Consider the following 25,859-nt stretch of genomic DNA (forward strand, 5'->3'; position numbering starts at 1 on the left):
ATTGGTATTAACCAATTTATATAAATTTTATATTTGCCCGATATTTTTGTCAATTTAATTTTTAAAAAAATACGAATCCCTTATTTTGGATTCGTAGTCATAGTCTAGCTATAAATTTCAGTATTTATTTCATATCTGTCTCCCCTATATACTGAATGAGCAACCTCGAAAATTTCGTTATTTTGATCAAAGGTTATCTGTTTAAAATGAAAGACGGGTACAGAATAGTTTATTTCAAGTAATTCTGACTCCTGAGGAGTAGGCATTCTTACCTCGATTTTTTGTTGAGCCTTTGTAATCTTTATACTGTATTCATCCTCTAAGATTCGATATAGCGATTCGTTCTCGAAGTTTCTACTTTCAAGATTATTAAACTTTTCAATCGGCAGTATTATTGTTTCAATTGCTAAAGGATACAAATCTGCCAATCTTAAACGCTTCAGCATAAGAATCTTTCCCTCAGATTTTAAATCAGCAATCATGTTTGCAGGAGGTTCTACAATTATTGTTTTCTCTAGAACCTTGGATCCGGGCAACAGTCCTCGCGCGCTCATGTCTTCACTGAAGCTCTTTAAACGCCTGCCTTGTGGAATTTTAGATTCAGCTACATATGTCCCGCTGCCGTGTCGTCTTATGAGAATATATTCATTGACCAATTCTGAAATAGCTTGCCTCACCGTCATGCGACTCATTTCGAATAATTCTGCAAGTTCTCTTTCAGGTGGTAACACATCACCCGGTTTCAACTCCCCTCTTTCAATTTTTTGTATAATTTCCTTTTTCAGTTGTTTATATAAAGGGGTTTTTTTATTGTTCATGTTTCACATTCCTTTTTTTTAAGATTATTCTATTGACATTATAACCATATTTTTATAATAATTAAAGAGAATTGGTATATATCAATTTATAAAGGAGGTATAAATTCGAATTATGGTGTAAATCTTTATGGATGGATATGATTCATTAGATTTAAAAAAATTAAAGGACGTAATGCATTACTTTTTAGGGTTTAATTAAATTTTGACTAAATAAACATACGGAGTGATTGATGTGAAAACAGCTATTATATTGGCTGCAGGTAAAGGAAAAAAAATGTGGCCATATAATGATTATTGGCCTAAGGCAGCATTACCAGTAGCTAACCAAGGAAATATCGTTCATCTCGTAAACCATCTTAAGAGCTTGTCTTTTGACCGGATTATTATTGTGACTAGTTATCTAGGACGCAGAATTAAATCTCTTGTTTGCGATTTTGAAGGAGTTGAAACTATTGAACTCTCGGTAACTGAGGGGACTGCAGATAGTTTAGAAAAAGTAGTGTCCCTCGTTAACGACGAACATTTGTTGATCATGTATGGAGATATCTTTATTACTCTAGAGAGATTAACTAGTTTTGTTGATGCCTATAAAAAAGAACTTAATACTGTAGATACACTCATTTTATCTAAACCTATAACAAATGAATTTGCACCTGATTGGTTTGGAATTTCCAAAGGGACCGGAAACAGCGTTCAGAATATTTATGGTCACCCTCGTCCTCATTATGTACAAGAGCGACTCATAGGCGTCTTTGCTCTAAGTACAAAAGCGCTGAAGAGAATGTTGCACCATAACCCAGGTTTCATGAAAAATGTACCGACAGGAGTTATGCCACAACACGAGATGGAATTTGAGCAAAGTCTACAATGGTTAGTAGAAGAAGGATATACGGTTTCATCCTATCCTGTCACAGATGGAGTAATTGATATAGATAAGCCTTGGCACCTAATGCAAGCTAATCAGCTGGCGCTATCGGTTATGACAAATAAACTTCAACATAATGATATTCCTGAGACTTGTAATATCCATCCGACAGCTGATATTCAAGGATGTATAAAGCTTGGAGAACATGTGGAAATAGGAAAATATGTAACGATAAAAGGAAATGCGATTATTGGAGATCATACAAAAATTGAAAATGGTGTAACTATAGAAGGAAACGTAGTAATAGGTTCTCATTGTCGCATAGAAAACTTTTGCAGGATAGGTCCTGATAGCGTCATTGGGAGTAAAAATCGCATTGGACATTGTGCAGAATTTAGCGGTATTACCTTTGATAACGTCAGTTTTATACATTTTGGTGAAGTGTTCGGAATCATAGGTGAGTCAACAGATATCGCTGCTGGAGTCACAGTAGGTATTACTCGTTTCGATGATCTGCCTCAAACTCAAAAGGTGAATGGTAGAAGAGAAATTCCTGAGAAATTTGGAAATGCTGTTTATTTTGGCGACTTTACTCGGACCGGTATTTTGAGTCTATATATGCCGGGAACTAAAGTAGGCAGTAATTGCGTTATCGGATCAGGTGTTGCAGTGGAGAAAGATATACCATCTAAGACGTTATTGTATGCCCAACAAACTCTAATTGAAAAAGGATGGGACACTCATCGTTATGGATGGTAAAGCTTAAAAGCTATCATAGTAATAAATTCAAAAATAAAAACTTTTAATGGAGGAAGAACAATGGGATCATTATTTGCGGATTATAGTAAATTCTTTAACAATATTTTAATGGAAGTTCAAGAAACACAAGAAGAAGCCATTATAGAAGGTGCTAACCTCATCTCACAAGCTGTTAAGTCGGGTGGAAGATTTTATGTATTCGGTTCTGGGCACTCTCATATGATTGCCGAAGAGATTTATAATCGTGCAGGTGGACTTGCCTTAGTCACAGCTATTTTACCTCCAGAGTTAATGTTGCATGAACGCCCAAATAAAAGCACCTATCTTGAAAGAATCGAAGGACTTGCGAAGTCGTACTTAAATTTACATGAAGTATCAGACAAAGATGTAATTATGATTGTATCAAACTCAGGAAGAAATACTGTACCCGTTGAAATGGCTATAGAGGCAAGGAAAAAGGGAGCAAAGGTCATTGCTATGACGAGCATGAAACATTCTCAAAGTGTAACTTCAAGACACCAGAGCGGAAAAAAACTTTATGAACTTGCTGATGTAGTACTCGATAATGGCGCTGTTATCGGTGATGCTGGTTTCCGGATCTCAAACTCCGACATTTATTCTGGAGCTACTTCAGATGCCGTTGGATGCTTCCTTGCTCAAGCTCTCATCGTTGAATCTCTACAGCTTTTAATAGAAGCTGGTTTTACCCCTCCAGTATTTAAGAGTTCAAATGTAGATGGGGCTGATCAATTTAATGATGAGATATTTTCAAATTATGTAAAATGGTAAGTAATCCATAATTTGTGTTTCTTTATTACGCTATTAAAATAAACCAAGAAAATGAAGAGAGTGCTCAAAAGTCTAACTTTTGAGCACTCTCTCTTATTACTTTTACCTCTCATTACAGCAAGCCAAAAATCCCAAAGCTTGAAGTCTTTTGAATCCTTTCTGAAAAGATCGAAACCAGCTTCCGATATATCTTTATAGTCATTATTCTCAATCAGATTTAAAGTCTCTTCAATATTAAAAAGTACAACTTCTAAACTTTTCTGAACTTGTTTGTAGTTCCCCACTTACAGGTATACCTAATCACCACCACATATTAATTATTCCTTATATCTTATGAATCAAGGGATAAGTCGCAGGGATGCTGCAGAGAAAGCTGGTATCTTTAGAATGACTCTGTATCGCCAGATGCAAAAAATAATGGAGGCTAACTAGCACCTCATGGAGAGCAAGAGGTACTTGAGCAATGTCTACAATCTACCGTGCCCCTGGTTGCACGAACGCTGGCACTCCCCCCAGAAGGCTGTATCTATACCATTTTCTGGGTTAATCAATGTAGGAATTTTGAAAATTCCCAGCGGACCTGGAGAATATGATTTTGCATTCAAGACCGAAATAATTGCCCCGCCTACACCTGCGCCTATGCAGCTGATAATAAACGGCTTTTTAATTGCAGTCAGAGATCAATTTATCGGGAGATATGGCAAGAACGCTGTTAACAAGGGGAATTCAGAAAGTTATCTTGCCACTATTGAATTGCCTATGAATCCATTTGCCTACCAGTTTTTAGCGGGATTCGGTAATAAGGTGAAAATTATAAAGCCTAAAGCTTTTATTGCTGAATACTTACATTTTTTGGAGGATACAGTGAAGCTTTATAAGTAATGTTGATTATTAAGGAAAAACTGGATTGGTACTTCTATTACTATAAGTCTTGTAATATCTTTCCTTAGAAAAAGGGAATCTAGAGCCTTCCCTCTGATTCCCCTCACAACCGTTGCAATCGAAGTTCCTTGATAAATGAATCGTAATCAATCTCTAGTGTTTCACAATTGACTTTTACTTCTTCAAAGAAGTCGAATTCTCTATCTGCTGGGCGGTCGCGGTTTTCGTAGTAAAAGTTGATTAGGTCGTATAGTTTTATAAAAGAATCTAGCTTTTCTTTTTTATTCATTTATCCCGCTCTCCTCCTGTTTTTCAATACTGTCTTTTTATCTACAAAACTTCAATAGTAGTAATCACAAATCGCCTATGCTCTTAAGCTCGAAAGGAGAACCGTCCCTCTCATTCTCTCCTGGCACCACAATTCTTCCGATTGGTTGGCTGATGATTTGCCCATTTTCCATTACTTTTGTTCCGCGGACAATGGTGGCGACTGGCATTCCTGTAATAGGTGTTTGGTTGTATGCTGTTACCTTGCTTTTGCTGTGGAGCTCTTCTCTTTTAATGGTATGTTTTTTCTTCATATCTACTATGGTAATATCTGCATCGGTTCCTACTTGTAACGACCCTTTTTGCGGGTAGATTCCATATTGCTTTGCTGGATTTTCAGAAAGAAGTTTGCAGGCATCGACTAAAGAAATCTTCTCTTCACTTACTGCGTTTAATAGTAGTGGCGCCAATGTTTCAACCCCACACATTCCAGCAGGGATATCCCATAAGCTGCCATCCTTTTCTTCTTCGGTATGAGGAGCATGGTCAGAGCAGACAACCGTTACGGTACCATCTTGAATCCCTCTCCACAGCTCTTCCTGATCCTTTTTATATTTAATAGGCGGATATACCTTCATCTGCGGACCAACTCTTTCATAATCCTCATTGGATAAAAAGAGATAATGCGGACATGTTTCTGATGTAATATTTGTATAGCCATCTGTTTGCGCTTGTCTTATTAGCTTTACCCCTTCTCCTGTACTGACATGAAGAATATGCAGTCGAGTGCCAAGATTTTTCGCCAATGCAATCCCAGATTGAATGGTCATTTCCTCGGCTAAATTCGGGCGTCCTTGCAGAAGTGCCTCATAATCTCTTTTCCCAGAAGCTTCTACTTCCTCTGTCAACCGTTGGATTATTTGATTATTTTCCGCATGAATAGCAAGAATTTGTCCCGTTTTTTGAACTTCTCGGAAAATACTATAGACCTCTCCATCTGAAAGCGGCGGAATGACACCTTCGTCCCCATCCTTATAGTTATACATCAACTGATAAGTCTCTTTATTAATGGCATAGCCCCAGAAAAACTTAAAGCCAATCACCCCAGCCTGATGCAGTGGAACGATATCCTCTCGGTTAGCATCCCCTAAGCAAATTCCCCATATAGCGAAATCCACATGTGCTTTAGCCGTGAGATTTTTCTTTTGTTTCTCAAAATTTTCGACATTATTAATAGGAGGATTAGTGTTCGGCATTTCAAACACAGTCGTAATCCCACCTGCCGCTGCAGCTTGGGTGCTATAATAAAAATCTTCTTTATACGTTGGACCTGGATCCCTTGAATGTATATGGGTATCCATAAAGCCCGGACACACATATAACCCTTCTCCATCTGTTACCTCTAGCACTTCTCCCGCTAATTCATCCTGAGTGATGGCCGCAATCTTTCCATCTTTAATATAGAGATGCCCTTTTTCAAATCCATTTCCGGTATATAAATAGCCGTTTTTAATAACATGATCCCACAACATACTCTCCACTCCTTTTTTATATGAAAAAATCGATTGATCAACCAATGCGGCGAAGATATCAGCCAAACCTTGGGAGGTATCAGCCAAAACGCCTTGCTTATCAGCCAAACCTTGAGAAGTATCAGCCAAAACGTCTTGCTTATCAGCCAAACACCCCTACATCCGACTACCGAACCACCACTCCACCAATAATCTCTTGTATATCCTTTATTCCATGTGCCTGCATATAGGCTTCCATTTCGTCGCGGATCGTTATCATTGCTTCTGGATCGACAAAGGAAGCTGTGCCAATTTGTACAGCGGACGCACCGGCGAGCATTAATTCGATGGCATCCTCTCCATTCATGACGCCTCCGCATCCTATAATCGGAAGGGAAGTTGCCTGATACACTTGGTAAACCATTCGGACAACGAGGGGCAAAATAGCTGGGCCGGAATAGCCGCCCATTACATTGCTGATCTTCGGTTTTCTAGTATGAACATCAATAGACATAGCCAAAAATGTGTTGGAAACTGTTAAAATATCAGCGCCGGCTGCTTCACAAGCTTTGGCAATCTCCACAATACTTGTTACATTAGGAGATAACTTCGGAATGAGCGGCTTATTTGTCGTCTTTCGTACCTTGCTTACTAATTCATGCGAGATGGATGGATCCATGCCAAACGCCATCCCATTATTTTTCAAATTGGGACAGGAAATATTTAATTCAATGGCATCCACCTCGTCCATAGCACCAAGCTCTGCGCTAACCTCCACAAATTCCTCGATGCTGTCTGCTGACACACTAGGGATAAGAGGAGTCGAAAAAGCTGCATAAAAGGGGATTGTCTTTTCTTTAAAATACGTTAATCCCTCACTTTGAATCCCAATCGAATTAATCATGCCACCAGCCTTTGTTTCACAAATACGAGGGGTAGAGTTGCCTGTTCGCCGATTTTTGGTAATGCTTTTGGGAATAATGGCCCCAATCTGATTAATATCAATATAATTAGTCATTTGTTCCGCAAATGTTCCAGACGCTGGCATAACCGGATTTTTCAAATGAAGATTGCCTAATGTTACTTCCAAGCCACTCATGCAAATACCACCTTTTCTAATGGAAAGACTGGTCCTTCCATACAAATCCGGACCGGTCGGATGCGTTCCTCTTCTTCAATCTGACAGACACATCCATAGCAAGAACCAATCCCGCATCCCATATTTTCTTCCAAGGCGATTTCCGCAAAAAGCCGATGTTCATATGCTAATTCCTTCATTAATTTAGATAGTCTTCTTGATCCACATGTATAGATACTATCTATCTTTTTTTCACTTATCCATGTTTCTGCTAAAAGTTTTACACAACTAGGATCACTCGTTCCAGCTTCATCATTTACAAACACAGCCTCCACACCAGCTGCCTTTAACTCCGCTTCCACTAAATAATCTTCTTTTGTTCTAGCACTGACAATCGCAAAACACGAAACATTCTTACTTTTCAGCTTGAAAGCAAGAGCGGAAAGGGTGGCAATTCCTACACCTCTAGCAACAATAAGAATATTTTCACTTCCTTCCGCTATACTGAATCCCTTCCCTAATGGACCAAGTATATCCAGCGTCTCTTCCGACTTTCGCTCCGCTAAAGCCTTCGTCCCAACCCCTTTTACTAAATAAAGAAACTCCAATGTGCTTTCTGCTTCATTGATGCGAAAAATACTAAGTGGTCTGCGTAACAAGGGCTTAGGTCCTTCACAGCATTTGATATGAAAAAATTGACCCGCTTGAACTGGGAATAGCTGCTGATTGGGAACTTTTACTTTTAAATGAAAATATCGCTTGCTTACTTGCTTGTTAAATATTATTTCTGCTTTCACTGCCATCCTTTTTCTCTCCTTTCTTTAATTAATACACTGCTATTGCCTGCTGTAATACAGCTGCCTCTAACACATCAATACCGATTAAAATATCGTCTAAATCGGTATGTTCATCTGGATGATGACTAATTCCGTTTAAGGACGGAATAAAGATTAACCCAACCGGACCGAAGGAAGTCATATTCATGGCATCATGCCCAGCGCCACTTTGCATCCATTGATAAGGAAGCTTTTTTTCCAGACAAATTTTTTCTATTTGAAGAGTAAGCTCTTTTGATAACTGAACAGGCTCTTCCTTGCTAATCTCCTGTGAAGTTATCGTTAAACCTCGTCTTTCCTGAACATCCTCCATTTTTTTTAAAAGAGCGGTGAGTACTTTATTTCTAGAGGCAGTCGAAGTGGAGCGAATATCGACTTTCATTTCGACTGTACCTGGCACCACATTCATCGCCCCCATTGGAATGGAAAGCACCCCGATTGTGGCGACTGTCCCGTTATGCTGTTCTTCTTTCGCTGCTTCTTCTAAAGCGAGCGCTAGTTCACTTGCCCCAAGCAATGCATCCTTGCGCATATTCATCGGTGTTGTCCCAGAATGAGAAGCAGCGCCTTTTACTTCAATAATGAAGCGGACGGGTGCGGCAATCCCTGTTACAATCCCAATTTTCTTATTGGTATTCATCAGAATCGGACCTTGCTCAATATGTAATTCAAAAAATGCTTGAAAACGTTCTGTCGCTCTGCTTGCCAAATCCAATTGATCAAATCGCAAGGCACAAAGGGAAAGAGCTTTTTCAAAGGTAATTCCATCCTTATCCTTCAGATGTTGATACTTCTCCTTTTGCAGTGTTCCTGCCATCGCCTTGCTGCCAACCGTTGATACTCCGAATCGAGACGATTCTTCACAGGCGAAAGAAATAATTTCAATCGGATGTTCCGTTTCCAGATTTTGTTCATTGAGGCGTTTTATCACTTCTAAACCTGCTGTAACTCCTACTACGCCATCGTATTTACCGCCTTGGTAAACGGTATCTAGATGGGATCCTATAACAACTGGCGGAAGATCTTTGTGCTTTCCTTCTCTTCTCGCAATAATATTGCCGCAATAATCCATTCTAATTTCTAGACCCTCATTTTTGCACAAACGCATAAAAGCATGACTGCATGCCTGCTCCTCATTTGTAAAGGCCACTCTGGTGATTCCTTTCGTTCCCGAATTATATTGATTCATATTATTCAACAGTTCTTCATATCTTCTTTTTCGATCCATCTTTCTATCTCCTTGATTATGGGCCATGGAGCTCCGCCCTTCTCTTTATAAGCGAATAGAACTTAATAGATGCATAGATTTCATATGTTCACTTGCCTCTTTGGCCACTTCGTTTATTTGTTTCACTAATGTTGCTTGCTGCATCGCGATATAGTCACTTTCGCCAACAATGCTGATGCTGACATTCGTTTTTTTATCATCATAAAATATTGGCGCGGAAATAGCAGATACCCCCATTTCCAATTCTTCAATGCAAAATGCTAGTTGGGAATGATAGATTTCTTTTAATTCTTTTTTTATGTCGAAAGGATTTGTTTTCGTATAGGGGGTGGTAGCTTCAAAGGGTGTCTCATGCACCATTCTCTCAACTATCGCTTCCTCTTGATACGCCAAAATTACTTTTGCCGCCGCGGCACTATGAATTGGCATCCGCTGTCCCACATGAACAAAATATTTATTGCGCAGATCTGATGGCTGATGGGTGTAGACACAATAGACATCGCCTCCATGATAACGACAAATGAAGGTATAGAGATTAGTCTCAATAGATAATTTTTCCCCATATCTGCCCAGTAGTTTAATCGGATCCTGCAACCTTAAAAACTGACTGCCCCACAGCATCGTTTTCGGTCCTAGATAATATTGTTTAGTCGTTTTATCTTGGACAACAAGCTGATGTTCACACATACTTGTAAGCATTCGATGAATCGTACCCTTACTTAAATCCGTCTCTCTCGCAAGTTCACTGACACCCATCCCTATATTGGCATTAGAGGAGAGGCAGTCCATTACATCTGTAAAACGATTTAACCATTCCAAGCCATGTCTCCCCTTTTAAAATAAGTTTCTCCGAGCGGAACAATGATCCATTTTTTTAAAATAAGAGAAGGTGCCATCAAAACATCCTTCTCTCTTAAAATATAGATTGTAACCTTAATTCTTAAACAATCTCTTTATCCTTTGATTCTGGAATTAAAAAGATAAATGCTAATGCAGATAAAATGTAAACACCGGACAATAAGCTAAGTGCATAGCTTAAAGAATGATTAAGAGAAATATAACCAATAATAAATGGCGCAAATCCCGCGATTGCTCTCCCTACATTAAAAATAATGTTTTCTGCAGTGGAACGGACTTCTGTATTATAATGCTCTGCTAGCAGGGCTCCATATCCACCCATCATCCCATTTACAAAGAATCCTAATACGCCGCCAAGAAGCAATAAAGCTGCTGTCGATGTTACTTGGAAATAGACCCAAACAATAATTGCCGCCGCAATCAGGAAAGTGATATAAGATGGTCTTCGTCCAATTTTGTCTGCCAAATAACCAAAGATTAAAATCCCTAATATCATCCCGACAATCGTTGTTACCGTCCATAAAGTTGTTTTATTAAAATTGTAACCTAGTTCCGAAGCAAGCATCGTCGGCATCCACGTCATAATGCCATAAAAGCCAAAGTTTTGAACACTTGTGGCGATAATTAAGCCAATCGTTATCTTCGTTGTTTCCTTTGAAGCAAATAATTGTCCAATGGCAATCTTATTTTTATTTTCTTCTTTAAGTTTTGTCCAAATCTCTGGTTCCTTTAAATTTTTGCGGGACCAAAACGCAAAAATCGCTGGTACTACCCCTGCAAGGAATACACCATGCCACCCGAATTTCGGTGCAATAAACAATACCGTTAAAGTTGCAAGAACAATCCCTAACTGAAATCCGACCGCTACAACAGATGTAGCACGAGAGCGATATTTCTTCGGCCAAGTCTCACTGACAAGCGTCATCCCAATTCCAAATTCGCCCCCAAGCCCTAAACCAGCTAAAAAGCGGAAGATCGCAAATGTTTCTAAATTAGGAGCTAAAGCACATAAACCTGTAAAAACAGAAAATATTAAAATAGTCCAAGTAAACACCCGTACTCGCCCAAATTTATCCGCCATTACTCCAAATACAATTCCACCAATTACAGCTCCAAGCAATGTAATGGTAGAAAGGCTTCCCGCCTGCGCTTGATTAATGCCAAAAAAAGCAATAATGAGCGGCAGCGTATAAGCCAAAATCATCATATCTAGCCCATCCATGGCATATCCAACCGTTGAAGACCATAGCGTTTTCCATTGATAACCCGTTATCTTCTTTTCCGGTACCTCTGAATTTTCATATGCTTTTATATTCACTGAATAACTCCTCCCCTTAACTTAAATATGATCCCTTCTATTCTGTCATCTCTCTATCAAAACCTGCTCCTCTCCTAAAATAATCTTTATATGTCCTTCTAACCGCATTGTTTCACTGAACGGAACGATGTTTCAAAATGAAGTAGCATAAACGTATAATACTATTAACTTTTTTGGAAATCTATCATATTGTCAGAAAATATGACAATATTTTTTATTTTCAGATATTATAACATAGTATGAGTCATGCAAAAATATCCTCATCTGGAATGGGGATGAGGGAGGAAGGATTATTATGAATACTGTAATAGTTTGGTTATCTGCCTTGTCCACTTTACCAAAGACTGTCTATGAACTATTAATCTAAGGCTAATCCCAGAGTCTGTTCCCATGTTTGAATGAATCATTCCAAGTGAATATAAAATGTATAAAGATTTTCCTCCATCTTTTGATAGCTAAATGAAATGTCGGGTTCAATGGCTGTGATGTCTCCAGAAAGGGGGGGATTTTCCAATTTGGACACTACTAGATTCTATATCATAGTTAGACCAAGTTACCTCATGAGAAAATGCTCCAGAGTTAAAGTCAAATGTAAATCTTAATTGTAATTGAGTAAAGCCGTCTTCTAAATTATGTATATCGATTACTTCTGTTTTTAGCTGTGTCTTACTATATTCAAATCCATCATCTTTTAGGAAAAACATGATGATGAGTCCCCTCCCTTATTCTGATTAATATTATCTTAGCATTTTGGTTAGAGAAAGAAGCTGTCGTTTTTCCCTAAAAGGATTCATTTCCCTTGTCCTTCTGAGAAAGACAGATGTGGGATGTTGTCTTTTTATGGTACCTGTCACCATTAAAAAAAGAAGCAGAAAAGTCCCCCTTCTGCTTCTTTTTCATTTATTAAATTTATTAAATTAAATTAACCAGGTTATAAAGATTGGTAATGTAATTAATGATAATATAGTGCTAATCACGAAAGAAGATGCAGTTTCCGTTGTTAGCGAATCGAATCTAGTTGAAATCATCGCTGCAACGGCTGATCCTGGAAATGCTACTAATAAAATAGCTTTTACAGTATCGGCGTGGTTTAATCCTACTAGATGAGCAACCAATATCATAAATAATGGCAGCACTATCACTTTTAATAGCGAAATACCAAAAGCAACTCCTTGGAAATTGATTTTGCGAATACCTACGGTTACCCCTACCGCAAATAAAGCAACGCCAGATGTTACAGAGCCAATCTGATCAAGCGCACTTTGTATTATTTCTGGTGAGTGGAAACCACATAGTGTCAATACAACTGCTAGTAATGGAATACATGCAAGTGGTTCACTTAATCCATGTAAAATAATACCTATTGTGCTTCCCTTCTCATCCTTTGCTTTCCCTTTATTGCTTTCGCCAATATTCCCCACAATTGTTGCTAAAGGATCTAAAATGGCATTAACCACAATTCCTGTAATCGCAATAGGAATAGCAACTTCTTGTTGTCCGAATAAACTACCAAGCACAGAAATCCCCATAAAGGCAAATGCCGGCTGCGTAGAATTTAACGAGAACATCGAAGCTTTTGTAACATCATATTTAAAAACAAACTTCGAAATAAGTAGTAATATGACATAAAAACCAATAATACCAATAAACATATTTAAGAAAAACGGCCATTGATCGATTAGTGTTTGCTTCGATGTGGTTGTAATTCCAATAAATAAATGCGCTGGTAATGCAAATTTTGTTACTAATGTATTGAGACCTTTAGAAGAATCAGCATTAAAAATGTTTAAATAGCCACCTAAATATCCTAAAATAATGGTAAAAAAGATGGGGATTAATACTAAAAATATATGCCCAAGAGACATGGTAGTTCACTTCACTTTCCCTTTGTTCGTTTCTAAGCTGTTTGAATCGTCTTACAGTGATTGCAAGACGATTCTATTTATTTACTTGTCTTATTTTAATGTTATTGTTTTATATTCTGGCTTCCACATATAGTCATTAAGCGCTTGTTCTATATCCTCTATTTTCGCTTGCGCAATTCCTTCTTTGATTGCAGCTTCCGCTACTGCTATAGCTACGGCCTTAGATACCTCTTGTAATTTATCAATGGAAGGGAGAATTGATGCCCCAAGCGAGCTGCTATCAGCTAATGATGCTACTGCATTTGCGGAGGCCGCAAACATTCCTTTTGAAATAATAGCAGCTTTTGCAATAATTGCTCCCAACCCTAGTCCTGGAAATACAAATGCATTATTGGATTGACCAATTTCATATGTGACACCGTTATATTCCACGTCTTTAAATGGACTACCAGTAGCAATTAGTGCTTTCCCATCTGTCCATTTAATAATGTCTTCTGGTGTAGCTTCTGCTAATGGAGTTGGATTAGACATTGGCATGATAATCGGACGCTCTACATGCTTGGCCATCTCTTTTACCACCTCTTCAGAGAAGGCACCTGCTTGTCCAGAAGTACCAATAAGAATAGTCGGCTTTACTTTTCTAATAACTTCTAGAAGCGGAATAATATTTTCCTCGTTTCTTTCCCAATCTGCTACTTCTTTTGCAGAACGAACATATGGTTGTTGGAATGCTACAACATCTGCTGTTTCGTCTGTTAATAACCCACGGAAGTCAATTGGCCAAAAGCGATTATACGCATCTTCTCTTGAAACTCCCTCTAATACCATTGTTTCTACCATTTGATCTGCGTTCCCAATGCCAGCAGCACCTGGTCCAAAGATAACAACTCGCTGATCAGAAAGAGACTCTTTCGTAACTTTTAAAGCAGACATAATTGCCGCCAAAGTAACAGCACCTGTTCCTTGGATATCATCATTGAAAGTAAGAATTTTATCACTGTATTTTTCCATGATTGCACGAGCATTTACATTACCAAGGTCTTCCCAATGAAGGAGAACATCTGGAAAAGTTTTCAATGCATTTTCCACAAATCGTTCAATAAACTGATCATAGCTTTTGCCGCGAACACGACTAAACTTGTTACCAAGATATAATGGATCTTGAATTAAAGCTTCGTTGTTCGTTCCCACATCCAACACAATTGGAAGCACTCTACTAGGATCTATGCCAGCTGCTGCCGTATAAACAGCTAGTTTACCGATTGCAATATTAATACCACCGACACCTTGATCTCCAATACCAAGAATACTTTCTGAATCGGTTACTACAATTAAATCAATTCCATCACTAGGAATATTTAAATTGTTAAAAGCTTCTTCCATGTTCTCCATATTATCGATAGATAAGTATAATCCACCAGGAATATGATATTCATGAGAGTACTTTTGAATCACTTCGCCAACAGTTGGAGTGTAAATAATGGGCAGCATTTCGTTCAGGTTATCCTGAAGTACTTTATAAAATAGAACAACGTTTCGATTATACAAATCATATAAAAGACCGTTTTTACGTAAATCACTTGTTTGGGCAGAAAATTGTTCGTAAATACGTTTTGCTTGTTCTTCTAATGTTAGAATTTGAGTTGGTAATAAACCATTTAAACCAAGCTCTTGACGTTCTTCTTTCGAAAAAGCTACGCCTTTATTAAGAAAAGGATTTAATAAAAGCTGTTTTCCTTTTAAATTTGTTTGAATAACATCTTGTTTACTAATTGTACCTATTGCCATGTCTTGCTCCTTCTTTCTTTTTTAAGTTAACAGAAATTCTCAAATTAAGATATCTTTAATTCAAGATAATTTCCGACACTTCTTTTCCTTACGAGGTTTTATTAAGCCTCGTTCCTTCCTATAGTTAACTAATACTTCTTCTTCCCCCTTCTCTCCATTAATCTATAGGTCATTCTTATTCTTTTTTTAATAACTTTTTCTACCCTAGTTATAATTCGTAACCAAATATACTCCTGCTAAAAATACTTGTCAAGGAATTGATTTAGACAAAAGTTTATGAAAAAGGATGGGACTTTAGTAGCCGCGTAGATGGTACCGCTTTATCATTATAGAAAAAAAAACAATGAAGCCATGTATCTTTAGTGGAAACAATCTAGCACCTTTGTTTTTAGGTTTTACCTCCAGCTTACTCTTTACCCTTTATTAGGAGAACAAGGTAAATTTAAGTTGCTTCATTGTCGAATGAAAATTTTATAAAAAACAGCCTCCTGATGAAGACTGTTTTCTGCCTTCAACTTTTGTCGAAAAAATACCTATTTCCACTTCATTCTTTTTCATACAAGAAGAAATTTACTCGTCAACGTCCATGAATGCCAGTCTAGGTAGAAGGATCATAATTGTATCACTTTTGCAATACATAAAGTGGTTATAAATATTATCCCCACGTTTCATTTTAATATGTTCAAAAAACTATAAAATAATCCTTCATTCACGTAATGATTGAGCTCTGTCCAAGAGCATTAGAAGCAAGTCTCAATGTTACCTTTTTTCATCATATAACAAGAGCTATATTTATACGCTAAATTAAATGTTCACTTCGTGTTAATAAAGTGCACAAATGTTATATTCATTGAGCTTAATGTTAATCTCACTCGACTTTTATATTATGTTTTTTAGAGAGTTAATATACTATTTTGAGAAATAAAATAAAAATCACTATTATTTACGCTAAATTCTTTAGGAATTGAGTCATAAGTTATTAATAAATAAGGATAAGTTTCAATATTTAAAATAGACCTTATCAGGTTGATTTTTTTATGATAGGAAATAGCTTTTTCAATTATTTGATAATATCCAATGGAAGATTGATGATACCACCATGAATTATACTGATTAACAATATTTTCTTTTTGTTTTGAATCTAAACCTACTAAGACTTCTTCCGCAAGTGAATTTTCCACTTCTATATATTGAATATACTCACCATTATTAAGTAATTGTTCAAAATATAAGTTCCATTGCTCAATAATATTTTTTTTAATTTCATTAATATCTAAATTTTCAACCCTAACTTCAAAATGAGGAAATTCCTTTTTATCAATCCAATTATAAAGATATAATAAAAAATTAAACTCGTTAGGTACAATTATTGTAAAATTTCCGGAATTCTCCACTGTAAAAACCTCCATTTTTATCTAGTATTTTAACAAAAATAATAGGAGGAATGGACACTGAGTAAGCAAGAAAATTTCCTCCAACTAACATAGATAAATAATCGTTTTTACATTAACATTATGGATAAATACATCTATTAGATTTTTAAATATAAGTACTTTAGAGAGGGGAAGTATTTTGAAGAAAAAATTATTTCTAACATTTGCTTTAACTATTTTGTTAATAGGAGGATGCTATTATTTCTTTATCTATTTTCCATATCCACCTTCAAAAGATTTTTATGACTTCCCAGTTCCTAGAAATGCTGAAATGATAAGAGAAACTGAAACTTCAAAAACATATAAATGGTCAAATGCATCAGAAGAACACGGGATTCCCTTTGGATATGTAAAAGCCATAAAATCAAATGGCTGGAAAAAAGGAGAACAAGCGGGAGTCTCGACTTATTATAGCAATGGAGAGCATCAAATCATATTGACTTCCACAACGGATATAATAGCCATCGAAAAGGTAAAATAAGATATAAGAATTTTGTTGTAGTGTATTGTTTTTGAGGAGAAATACAACTATTTGGAGGTTTGGGTATAAAAAAAGCATGAGGCTTATTATTTTTTTGTTCTTTAATATAGGCTATAAAGCTTATCCAAGTGAACAGACATTTTTAATTGATAGTTTTATCAGTACAGTAAAGAAAGAAGAAAAAACTCTTCAAATAAGGTCTTATTCAACTATCCTAAAGCTAATATCGCAAACCTTAAATTGGATATTGATCAGATTCTTTTCCTCTCGCATGTAAAAATTGAAGATATTGCTCAAGTTTGGGGTCGGGAAAATAAGCAAAAATCCGTTCTGAATTTACCATACTTTCCTCCTTGGTCTCTATATAGTCAAAATAACTGCTCCAAGGGTACTCTTCCAAGCGTTCTACGATACCAGCTCGAATTGGATTTAGATGAATGTACCGATTGACCTCTAATTCATATTGAGCAGAAGTGATCAACTCAGATCCATAACGACTTTCAAACACATGCCCTGTAAAATCATATTTTTTATTGAAATATATCGCGTAATTAAAATGAAGAGTTCTTATAATGTCACTTGGGGAATGTTGAAGGGTTTTTATTTGAAGATGGATGTGATTTGTCATCAAACAATAGGTTTGCAGAATAAATGGCTTTTCCTCCATTACTTCTGTCAACAATCGAAGATACTTTTTACGATCTTCCTCGTCCAAAAATAAAGAAGTACGGCGAATACCTCGACTTGTAATATGATAACTAGCACCAGGATACCAAACACGCTTTTTTCTAGGCAACGAACAACCTCCTTTATTATGAAATTTGCTTGCATATTATGAAGGATAAAATCGAGGGAGATTAGCAAAGGGACTTATAACTGTATCCTAGAAATAAGATAAAGAGAGGCAGCTTAAAATATAACATTCTACCTCCCAGACAAAATCCCTGCATTTTCCGACAAAAAAATAGGAAAAGAAATCAAAAAATGATCCCTCTTCCCCTTTGTCCTTCAGAGAGAGACAGAATTAGCTTTTTGTCTTTTTATGGTGCCTGTCACCAGGAGTTGTTCCATTCTCCACCCCAAGTTCCTGCAGCCATCGACGGTAGCTGATCGTCAGGGCGTCTGACTTAAGATGCAATTCCGCCTGTAGATCCAATGGCAATAATTCCGGCTTTTGGCTTTGAACAATATCTAAATCTTGATAAAAGATTTTATCCTGGAATTCGATAAATGGTTCATCTGGTTTATCTAAATCATAGTTTCTTGTTAGCAGCATAAAGGCTTTCGACTGTTCGTTATCTTCTTGATTGACGACAAGCAAAATCGTCAACGCGTCTTCTGATCCATCTGTTGTTTTCGTGAAACGAGCAGTTGTTGGATTTAGAATTTCATACACATAATTGGCATATCCACCTTTTGAGCGTCCATCTGGATTGGGCTGGTAGACAGGAATTTTGCTTGTAATAAAACGGTTATCAATAAAATCCACTTTATAATCGACCACTTCCGCATGGTCCTCATCCCCAAGCAAGCCTTCATGAACAAACATAAGATGAGAAACATCAAGGAAGTTTTCAATGATTCGCGGTGCATTTGCTTTTACCTCATAAGGACCACATATTGCTGTTCGATATCCTTCTGTACTATATTCAGGATAAGAAATAAGCGGTGCTGGATCGTCCCCCAGATTCACCCAAATAAGTCCAAGATATTCCTCACAATGATAAACAGTTGCTTTCGCTTTTCTTGGAATAGCTCGTCCATTTGGCAATGCCGGTATCTTGACACATGCTCCTGCACAATCGTATTCCCAAGCATGGTATGCACAAACTAAATTCCCGTTTTTCACCTTACCAAGTGAAAGCGCCGCTCCTCTATGAATACACAAATCTTTAAAGGCATGAACGCCTTTCTCATTTCGAAAAATGGCTACTCTTTCCCCAAGCACAAATACTTGTTTCGGATCATCCAGCAATTCCTCTGCTTTACATACTGGATGCCATTCATTCCATAGTCTATCTTGTTGCATAATCGCGCCTCTCCTGTTCCTATTTTTAGTTAACATTTACCGTTGGCTTGTTTGTATTTACACGCTCTCCTTGTTTTTGCGGCAGAACTAGATTAAGGATTAATGCAGCAATGGCTCCTATAGCTGTCCCTGATGATACAAAGTAAGTTACAATTTCAGGCAGGCCATTTAACACATTTGCCGGCATTAACACAGCAAATAAAGCAAGCATAATTGGAACTCCAATAACAATCATATTTCTCTCCGTAAATTCCAATCCTTTCACGACTTTAAATCCATTCATCATAATGATTACGCATAAAATCGCAAATACACTATTAATCACCACACTAGGGATGCAAGCAATCAAACTCGTCAGCTTTGGCATCATTCCTAGAATAACTAACATAATTCCACCCATAATAATTGGCTTACGACTCTTTACTCCTGTAATCGCAATAATACCAGCATTAGAGGAATAGCCCGTTACTGGTGTTCCGCCAAAGAAAGAACCGACAAAACAGCCTAACCCTTCTCCAAATGCGCCGCCATTTAAACGCTTATCATTCAGCTCTTCGCCCGTTACATTGCTTACAGTAAACCATGTTCCCGTCGTTTCAATAGTGACAATTAAATAAACTACAATCATAACAAGAATGGCATGAACATTGAATTGTGGCGCTCCAAATGCAAATAGACTTGGCATTTGAAACCAGCTTGCATTTTCTAATGAGGCAAAACTAACTAAACCGAAGAAAGAAGCAACAAGCGAGCCTAATCCTAACGCTAAGATAACCGATACTACCTTTATATATTTCCATTTAGATTTAGCCTTTTCCCCTACGTACATACAGAAAATCAATACAGCCGCTGTAACGGTCGCAACCAAGATATTTTCGCCAAAACTACCCTCTGCTGTATAAATAGAATTAATCGCACTCGGCATTAAAGAAATCCCTACAACCACAATAACGGTCCCAGCAACAATCGGCGGGATGACTTTTCTAACCACTTTACTATAGAGTTTAAGCGGATAACCAAGTAAGGCAATAATTAACGCACCAGGTATTAAGCTGCCTATCATCGCTCCAATTCCTGATGTCGTTCCAATTGCTGCAAGTGCACTTAATGGTACAAAGGAAGGTCCTTGCATAACAGGAAGCTTCATTGCAAAGCCTGCTTGAATAATCGTTGCAATTCCACATGCGATAAAAGTCATTTGGATCAGCAATGAACTATCCTGTACAGAAAAGGATAATAAACCTGCCAAGATAATCGGTGGGATAAACAAATCCATCGCTAATATTTGCTGAACTCCTAGAAAGATCGATTTGCCGACAGTAATTTCTTCTTTTCCTTCCTGTATCTTCCCCTTTGCTTCCAAATCCTTTGCCATCTTCTCCATTCCAGTACCCCCTATTGATGATACTTCCTATAATCTTTGTTTCTTCGTTAATAAGTAAATTCACCGAACAGAAAAAGCTCGAAGTACATACCTTCCTTAACAAAAGAAAAGCATGCACTTCGAGCCCTTTATAATCAAAGTATGACAAGAATAGACATCTCCCTATAAAGGGGCGTTATGTCCATTTTATCTCTGCTTTTCATAGTCAGTTTATTTACGGTAAACAGGTAGAAACTTGTAGGCCATATCCCTACGATTATATGAAAATACACTATTTATTTTTGAATATTATAGCGACCTGAAACCTTTTGCAACTTTCAAGCTCACCATCAACATTCACTTCATTTTTTAAAATACACAATAAATTTTTTTATTTACTAGTAATTATCAACTTGCTACAATGACTATATTAACACAAAACACGAACATTAGGAAGGTGTTTATGAGCAATTATACGCATATTTTTCAAGGAACTGCTTTTTCTAGTGAGTCTCCCAAAAAAGTAACTATATTGAAAGACTATTTATTCTTTATCGATACCAATGGAATGATAAAAAAAATGGTCGGACCGGAACAGTCCGAATATTCCACCTTGTTGGAGACTTATGAGGGCCAAGCTAACTTCCACCGTTTAGCAGAGGGGCAATATTTCTTGCCTGGTTTTGTAGACTTGCATGTTCATGCACCACAATGGGCACAGTCGGGTACAGCTTTAGATATTCCACTATACGATTGGCTGCATACCTATACATTTCCATTAGAAGCGAAGTATGCAGATTTATCCTTTGCCACAACAGTATATGAAGACTTAGTAAGCACCTTGCTCGCAAATGGAACAACAACCGTTCTTTATTTCGCAACTGTCCACAAAGAGGCGAGTTTGTTATTAGCAAAAATCTGTGCAGAAAAGGGTCAACGAGGTTTAGTAGGTAAGGTCGTCATGGATGATCCAGAACAAAATCCATCCTATTACCGAGATGCTGATACAAAAACAGCTCTAGCTGATACAGAGTCATTTATTTTAGCTGTGAAAGAGTTAGCTAAAGAGACGAAACAAGGTGTTTATCCTGTTGTTACACCTCGCTTTATTCCAAGCTGCTCTGATGAAGCCCTTAAGGGTCTTGGGAAGTTGGCGGCGAAATATGATACCCATATTCAGTCCCATTGCAGTGAAAGTGACTGGGCCCATGGTTATGTAAAAGAACGCTTAGGTAAGCATGATGCGTTTGCTCTCCATGATTTTGGATTATTAGGCAACAAATCGGTTATGGCTCATTGTAACTTCTTAGATGACAACGATGCCGCGTTATTTGCGGAAACTGGCACAGCCATCAGCCATTGTCCGCTATCGAATGCTTACTTCGCCAATAGCGTACTGCCCATAAAACGATTTCAATCAATGGGAATTGATATCGGACTAGGTACAGATATTTCCGCTGGTGCCACTCCAAGTCTTTATGATAATGCGAAGCAGGCCGTTGTTTCCTCGAGAATGCTAGAAGATGGCGTAAATCCAACTCTTCCCGCAGAGGAAAGAGGCGTTCCAGATTCCCGAATTTCTATTCATGAAGCCTTTTATTTAGCAACTGCCGGCGGTGGTGAAAGCTTAAGTCTGCCAATCGGACGTTTACAAGAAAACTACACATGGGATGTACAAATCATCGATACAAAAGCACCAACTGCAAAATTACCGATTTTCTCTGAAGCAGAAGATTTAGATGATATTTTCCAAAAGATCCTCTATCTCGTACGCCCAGATAATATCTCGGAAGTTTGGGTTCAAGGAGAGAAAGTTCACTCCCGTTCTTGAGAATTCTATTAGTCTACAATCAATCAGATAGCATAAAGCACCCTAATCAAACGTTTGATTAGGGTGCTTCTACTAAATAAAAAAGCTAATACGAAGTGTCCTTTGTAGAGAAACAGTGTCTTTTTATGGTGCCTGTCACCCTATCTCTACCTTCACCCCAAAATGATCAGATACAACCGGCGTTGTTCTTCCATCAAAAACCGTTTCATATGAATAAACAGAGAGATTAGAAGAAACAAAGATATAATCAATCCGCAGAAGATCACTATTATTCTCCCAGCCATCAATTCTCTTCTCCACAGTATGGCTGCCATTTTTGACCGTGGCATCTAGAAAAGCGTCCTTTATATAAGGGTGCTTGGAAACAACACTATACCCTTCCTCTTCGATATGGGCAGGGTTATTAAAATCGCCCATCAACAAGATAGATCCACCTGCCCGTGCTTCCACTTCCCATGCTTCGACAAGCTTGCTCCATTCATATAAGAAAGGATAGCTTCCGGTTTCATCCTGCCACCAAGAGAGGTGCAATCCGTACACTAAATAGTTTTTTTTATTTGCTTGAAAACGAACTTCCAGGGCTTTTCTTGTATGATAGTCTGTATAATCATCTTTGCAGGACAGCAATATCCCTCTTGCATTTGTTACTTTAAATCGAGTAAGAATGGCGATTCCTTCATCATATTGGTCGTAACCTATATGACTAGGAACCCAGCTCCAATAAAATTCGAGTCCTTCTTTCTTCAGCTCCTGCTGGAGAAGAAACGCAAAGTTATCTTTTTTAATCACTGTATCTTGATTGGGGGCAATGAAAAAAGAATCCACCTCCGCTTCCTCTGCATCCATCGATTGATTTACTTCCTGTAAGGAAATAACATCATAGGAATCAGCCAGCAATTGCTCCTTGATCGCTTTCAGTTTTTCTAAAGGTCTTTCTTCTATCCAGCTATGGGTATTTAAAGTTAATAATTTCATTCACTTTGCTCCAAATAGTCATTAATATCCGATTTCAGAATGTCAGCCTTTGGACCATAGATAGCTTGAACACCGCCATCCTTCTTAATTAAGCCCATTGCGCCAGCTGCTTTCCATGACGATTCATCGCCCACTTTATCTAGCTCTTTTACGGAGACACGCAGCCTTGTCATACAGGCATCTACATCGGTAATATTAGCTTTTCCGCCTAATAAGTCGACAATTTCTAAGACTTGGCTGTTAGTAGGACCAGCGTTTCCAGCTTCTGTGGTGTTAGAATCTGCATCACTTTCATAGTTACCATTACGACCTGGTGTTGAAAAATTAAATTTCTTAATCATGAAATTCGCAATAAAATAGCTCACTATAAAGAAGACAATACATACAATTACAAAGTTTAGGACGTCGCCTCCCAAGCCTGCTTTAAAAGCAATCGGCAAACGTGTGATCAATTCTAAGTTTCCAAAGGAATGGAGACGTAAATGAACAATATCCGCAGAAGCAAAAGCTAATCCTTGTAAGATAGCATACACAACGTAAAGTACTGGAGCAGCAAACATAAACATAAATTCTAAAGGCTCTGTAACCCCTGTTAAAAAGACAGCGATGGCTGCGGAAAAAATCATTGATTTATATTTTTTCTTTTTATCCATATCTACATTTCGGTAGATTGCAACAGCGACACCCATCAAAATTGCTGTCGCACCAATCATCTGCCCTACTTTAAAACGGGCTGGAGTAACAGAAGATAGCAGTTGATTATATGCCGCAGTATCACCCGCATTTTGTAGATTCACTAAATCACTTGCCCATGCTAGCCAAAGTGGATCTTGTCCAAATACTTCCTTACCAGCCATCACACCAGACATGATCGTATATGTTCCACCTAGTGAGGTATAGTTAATTGGAATCGTTAACATATGGTGTAGACCAAATGGAATAAGTAGACGTTCAGCTGTACCATAGATAAAAGGCGCTAGGATTGGAGCGCTTTCACTTGAAGTCGCAATCCACAGTCCAAAATGGTTAATTCCTGTTTGAATCGTTGGCCAAATCACCGCAAGGATCAAGGAAACGATAACAGACCAAAGGATAACCACAAACGGTACAAATCGTTTTCCATTAAAGAAGGCCAGTGCATCTGGCAGCTTTCTGAAATTGTAATATTTATTATAGACAATTGCTCCGATAAAGCCGGAGATAATCCCCACGAAAACACCCATATTAAGTGCAGGCGCTTCCAATACACTTGTAAAATATCCTTCTACTAAAATCTTCGTTCCAAATAAAGTATGCGTAAATGCGCCATCTTCAGATAGCATTTCATTTGTGACCCCAAAGATAGAGCCTGTAATTCTATTAATTAATAAGAAGGCAATCCCCGCAGCAAAGGCCCCGCCTGCTTTTTCCTTTGCCCACGAACCACCAATTGCTAAAGCAAATAAAATATGTAAATTCCCAATAATCCCCCAACCAATATTCTCTACAACGCTTCCAATTGTGATAAAAACAGAAGCATCGATCATGGCAATCAGCTTACCTAAACTAATCATAATTCCAGCTGCCGGCATAACAGCTACCACTACCATCAATGCTTTCCCGAATTTTTGCCAAAATTCAAATGACAACATCTTTTTCATTGTGTTCCCTCCTATTTCCAATTAAAACGTTTGCATTAAATCATATCTATGATTATAGTAATATATCTACCATTTTACAAGAAAAATATTCATAATTTTAGTAATCGATTGCAAAAACAACGCAAACGATTGCATTAAGCGGAATCACCTTCAGAAAAAATCCTGCTTTTAAAAAGAATGATAAATAAATTGCTTCTGTTAACCTAACTGTCTATCTCCTATGGACAAAAAAGACCGGTTGTCTTTTTGTGGTGCCTGACACCATACTAAAAAATCCCCACCACTATGGATGAGGATTTTATCAAGTTTTTTAATATAACCAAATCCTTACTTCACCAAATACCCTTCCACTTCATTCAAAGTTGGGATTGCTTCTTGGCCGCCGCTCCGCGATACTTTTATTCCTGCTGCAACGCTTGCGAAATTAGCCGCTTTTACTAAATCATTCGTATCTAAATAGGCACTAGCAAGAGCACCTGCAAAGCAGTCGCCTGCTCCTACTGTATCCACTGCTTTCACTTTAATAGCATCTACTACTGTTGCTTCTCCATTTTTGTATACTAAGCTTCCATGTTCGCCCATTTTGACAATGACATCAGGAATGCCTTTTTCATTTAGTTTTTTCGCTGCTTCTAGTGCTGTTTCTTTATTTATTACATCAATTCCAGTGATGCGTTTTGTTTCTTGTTTGTTTGGTGTTACTAAGTCAGCATATTGAAAGGCTTCCTCAAAGATTCCATCTGCAGGTGCTGGATCTAGGATTACATACATTCCACGTTCTTTAGCAGCCTGCATCGCAGCGATGATAGATTCCTTGCTAGTTTCCAATTGGACGAGCAGAATTTTCGCATCTATTTGGGCAAATATCTTCTCGATATCTTCTTTTGATAGAGAATCATTTGCTCCCTTTGTTCCAACCATTGTGTTTTCACCTGAACTGTCAACAATCGCAACAAAAGTACCAGTGCCTGATTCTTCACTTTTCACAATATAACTAGTATCCACATTTTTGGCCTGTAAATTCTCAATCAATTGATTTCCTGCACTATCTTTTCCAACGGATCCAACTAAACAAGTTTTTTTACCAAGCTTCGCTACAGAGACAGCTTGGTTTGCTCCCTTTCCCCCTGGCAGCATCTTAATCGAATCACAAAACATCGTATCCCCATATGCTGGATACTTCGGTGCTTCTACAATTATATCCATATTAATACTGCCGACAACTACGATATCATAATTCATTTT

23 protein-coding genes, 1 pseudogene and 1 riboswitch are annotated in these 25,859 nt (G+C 37.7%); of the genes and pseudogenes, 6 read left to right on the forward strand and 18 right to left on the reverse strand.

What is annotated here, in order from left to right:
* Positions 1-104: 104 nt before the first annotated feature.
* On the reverse strand, positions 105-818 hold the full coding sequence (locus tag NiCM35_RS16440; protein WP_123258392.1) for a GntR family transcriptional regulator: 714 nt from the start codon (positions 816-818) through the stop codon (positions 105-107).
* A gap of 232 nt (positions 819-1,050) precedes the next feature.
* On the opposite strand from NiCM35_RS16440, the gene NiCM35_RS16445 reads away from it, so the two are divergent.
* The 4 genes and pseudogenes from NiCM35_RS16445 (at position 1,051) to NiCM35_RS16460 (ending at position 4,113) form a co-directional block, all read left to right on the forward strand.
* Entirely contained in the window at positions 1,051-2,442 is a 1,392-nt protein-coding gene (locus NiCM35_RS16445; RefSeq protein WP_303983680.1) for a nucleotidyltransferase family protein, read from the forward strand.
* A gap of 60 nt (positions 2,443-2,502) precedes the next feature.
* A complete protein-coding gene (locus NiCM35_RS16450) occupies positions 2,503-3,231 on the forward strand; it encodes an SIS domain-containing protein (protein ID WP_433780134.1) in 729 nt (242 codons plus the stop codon).
* A 312-nt stretch (positions 3,232-3,543) separates the two neighbouring features.
* Positions 3,544-3,663: pseudogene (locus NiCM35_RS16455) on the forward strand (recombinase family protein); the annotation flags it as partial.
* A 129-nt stretch (positions 3,664-3,792) separates the two neighbouring features.
* On the forward strand, positions 3,793-4,113 hold the full coding sequence (locus NiCM35_RS16460) for a hypothetical protein (protein WP_433780135.1): 321 nt from the start codon (positions 3,793-3,795) through the stop codon (positions 4,111-4,113).
* A gap of 103 nt (positions 4,114-4,216) precedes the next feature.
* Here the strand turns inward: NiCM35_RS16460 and NiCM35_RS16465 are convergent, their stop codons facing one another.
* The 11 genes from NiCM35_RS16465 to NiCM35_RS16515 form a co-directional block, all read right to left on the reverse strand.
* Entirely contained in the window at positions 4,217-4,402 is a 186-nt protein-coding gene (locus NiCM35_RS16465; RefSeq protein ID WP_095332753.1) for a hypothetical protein, read from the reverse strand.
* A gap of 64 nt (positions 4,403-4,466) precedes the next feature.
* The gene (locus NiCM35_RS16470; RefSeq protein ID WP_433780137.1) at positions 4,467-6,062 is read right to left on the reverse strand and encodes a dihydroorotase; all 1,596 of its coding nucleotides are present in this window, start codon (positions 6,060-6,062) and stop codon (positions 4,467-4,469) included.
* 16 nt (positions 6,063-6,078) lie between these two features.
* On the reverse strand, positions 6,079-6,990 hold the full coding sequence (locus tag NiCM35_RS16475; protein ID WP_123260397.1) for a dihydroorotate dehydrogenase: 912 nt from the start codon (positions 6,988-6,990) through the stop codon (positions 6,079-6,081).
* A complete protein-coding gene (locus NiCM35_RS16480) occupies positions 6,987-7,772 on the reverse strand; it encodes a dihydroorotate dehydrogenase electron transfer subunit (protein WP_433780139.1) in 786 nt (261 codons plus the stop codon). Before NiCM35_RS16480 ends, NiCM35_RS16475 begins: the two co-directional genes overlap by 4 nt.
* Positions 7,773-7,794: 22 nt before the next feature.
* A complete protein-coding gene (locus tag NiCM35_RS16485) occupies positions 7,795-9,060 on the reverse strand; it encodes a Zn-dependent hydrolase (protein ID WP_433780141.1) in 1,266 nt (421 codons plus the stop codon).
* Positions 9,061-9,078: 18 nt separating this feature from the next.
* Complete coding sequence (locus NiCM35_RS16490) at positions 9,079-9,852, reverse strand: IclR family transcriptional regulator (RefSeq protein WP_433780143.1); 774 nt, start codon at positions 9,850-9,852, stop codon at positions 9,079-9,081.
* A 121-nt stretch (positions 9,853-9,973) separates the two neighbouring features.
* Positions 9,974-11,209, reverse strand: a complete 1,236-nt coding sequence (locus tag NiCM35_RS16495) for an MFS transporter (protein WP_123258405.1) — start codon at positions 11,207-11,209, stop codon at positions 9,974-9,976.
* Between the two features lie 473 nt (positions 11,210-11,682).
* On the reverse strand, positions 11,683-11,913 hold the full coding sequence (locus NiCM35_RS16500) for a hypothetical protein (protein ID WP_433780145.1): 231 nt from the start codon (positions 11,911-11,913) through the stop codon (positions 11,683-11,685).
* Between the two features lie 213 nt (positions 11,914-12,126).
* Positions 12,127-13,074 (reverse strand): AEC family transporter, encoded by a 948-nt coding sequence (locus NiCM35_RS16505; protein ID WP_095332735.1) that lies wholly within the window; start codon positions 13,072-13,074, stop codon positions 12,127-12,129.
* A gap of 90 nt (positions 13,075-13,164) precedes the next feature.
* Complete coding sequence (locus NiCM35_RS16510; protein ID WP_433780147.1) at positions 13,165-14,862, reverse strand: NAD-dependent malic enzyme; 1,698 nt, start codon at positions 14,860-14,862, stop codon at positions 13,165-13,167.
* 893 nt (positions 14,863-15,755) lie between these two features.
* Positions 15,756-16,256 (reverse strand): hypothetical protein, encoded by a 501-nt coding sequence (locus NiCM35_RS16515; protein ID WP_095332731.1) that lies wholly within the window; start codon positions 16,254-16,256, stop codon positions 15,756-15,758.
* Between the two features lie 178 nt (positions 16,257-16,434).
* Here NiCM35_RS16515 and NiCM35_RS16520 point away from each other — a divergent pair, with 178 nt between their 5' ends.
* A complete protein-coding gene (locus tag NiCM35_RS16520; protein WP_433780148.1) occupies positions 16,435-16,776 on the forward strand; it encodes a hypothetical protein in 342 nt (113 codons plus the stop codon).
* Positions 16,777-17,011: 235 nt separating this feature from the next.
* On the opposite strand, the gene NiCM35_RS16525 is transcribed toward NiCM35_RS16520, so the two are convergent.
* From NiCM35_RS16525 to NiCM35_RS16535, 3 genes are all read right to left on the reverse strand, one after another.
* The gene (locus NiCM35_RS16525; protein WP_433780149.1) at positions 17,012-17,572 is read right to left on the reverse strand and encodes a transposase; all 561 of its coding nucleotides are present in this window, start codon (positions 17,570-17,572) and stop codon (positions 17,012-17,014) included.
* A 228-nt stretch (positions 17,573-17,800) separates the two neighbouring features.
* Entirely contained in the window at positions 17,801-18,805 is a 1,005-nt protein-coding gene (locus NiCM35_RS16530; RefSeq protein ID WP_095332725.1) for an aromatic ring-hydroxylating dioxygenase subunit alpha, read from the reverse strand.
* Between the two features lie 25 nt (positions 18,806-18,830).
* Complete coding sequence (locus NiCM35_RS16535; protein ID WP_249928235.1) at positions 18,831-20,189, reverse strand: solute carrier family 23 protein; 1,359 nt, start codon at positions 20,187-20,189, stop codon at positions 18,831-18,833.
* Between the two features lie 182 nt (positions 20,190-20,371).
* A riboswitch (purine riboswitch) is annotated at positions 20,372-20,473 on the reverse strand.
* A gap of 158 nt (positions 20,474-20,631) precedes the next feature.
* On the opposite strand from NiCM35_RS16535, the gene guaD reads away from it, so the two are divergent.
* A complete protein-coding gene (gene guaD / locus NiCM35_RS16540) occupies positions 20,632-21,999 on the forward strand; it encodes a guanine deaminase (RefSeq protein ID WP_095332723.1) in 1,368 nt (455 codons plus the stop codon).
* Positions 22,000-22,134: 135 nt separating this feature from the next.
* Here guaD and NiCM35_RS16545 read toward each other — a convergent pair whose 3' ends face one another.
* The 3 genes from NiCM35_RS16545 to rbsK form a co-directional block, all read right to left on the reverse strand.
* Complete coding sequence (locus NiCM35_RS16545; protein WP_341123336.1) at positions 22,135-22,974, reverse strand: endonuclease/exonuclease/phosphatase family protein; 840 nt, start codon at positions 22,972-22,974, stop codon at positions 22,135-22,137.
* The gene (locus NiCM35_RS16550; protein ID WP_047941949.1) at positions 22,971-24,614 is read right to left on the reverse strand and encodes a PTS transporter subunit IIBC; all 1,644 of its coding nucleotides are present in this window, start codon (positions 24,612-24,614) and stop codon (positions 22,971-22,973) included. Before NiCM35_RS16550 ends, NiCM35_RS16545 begins: the two co-directional genes overlap by 4 nt.
* A gap of 327 nt (positions 24,615-24,941) precedes the next feature.
* Positions 24,942-25,856, reverse strand: coding sequence for a ribokinase (gene rbsK, locus NiCM35_RS16555; protein ID WP_123260385.1), 915 nt, complete (start codon positions 25,854-25,856; stop codon positions 24,942-24,944).
* Positions 25,857-25,859: the final 3 nt, after the last annotated feature.

The sequence above is a fragment of the Niallia sp. M35 genome, assembly GCF_050971705.1.
GTDB classification, from domain to species: Bacteria; Bacillota; Bacilli; order Bacillales; family Cytobacillaceae; genus Niallia; species Niallia circulans_A.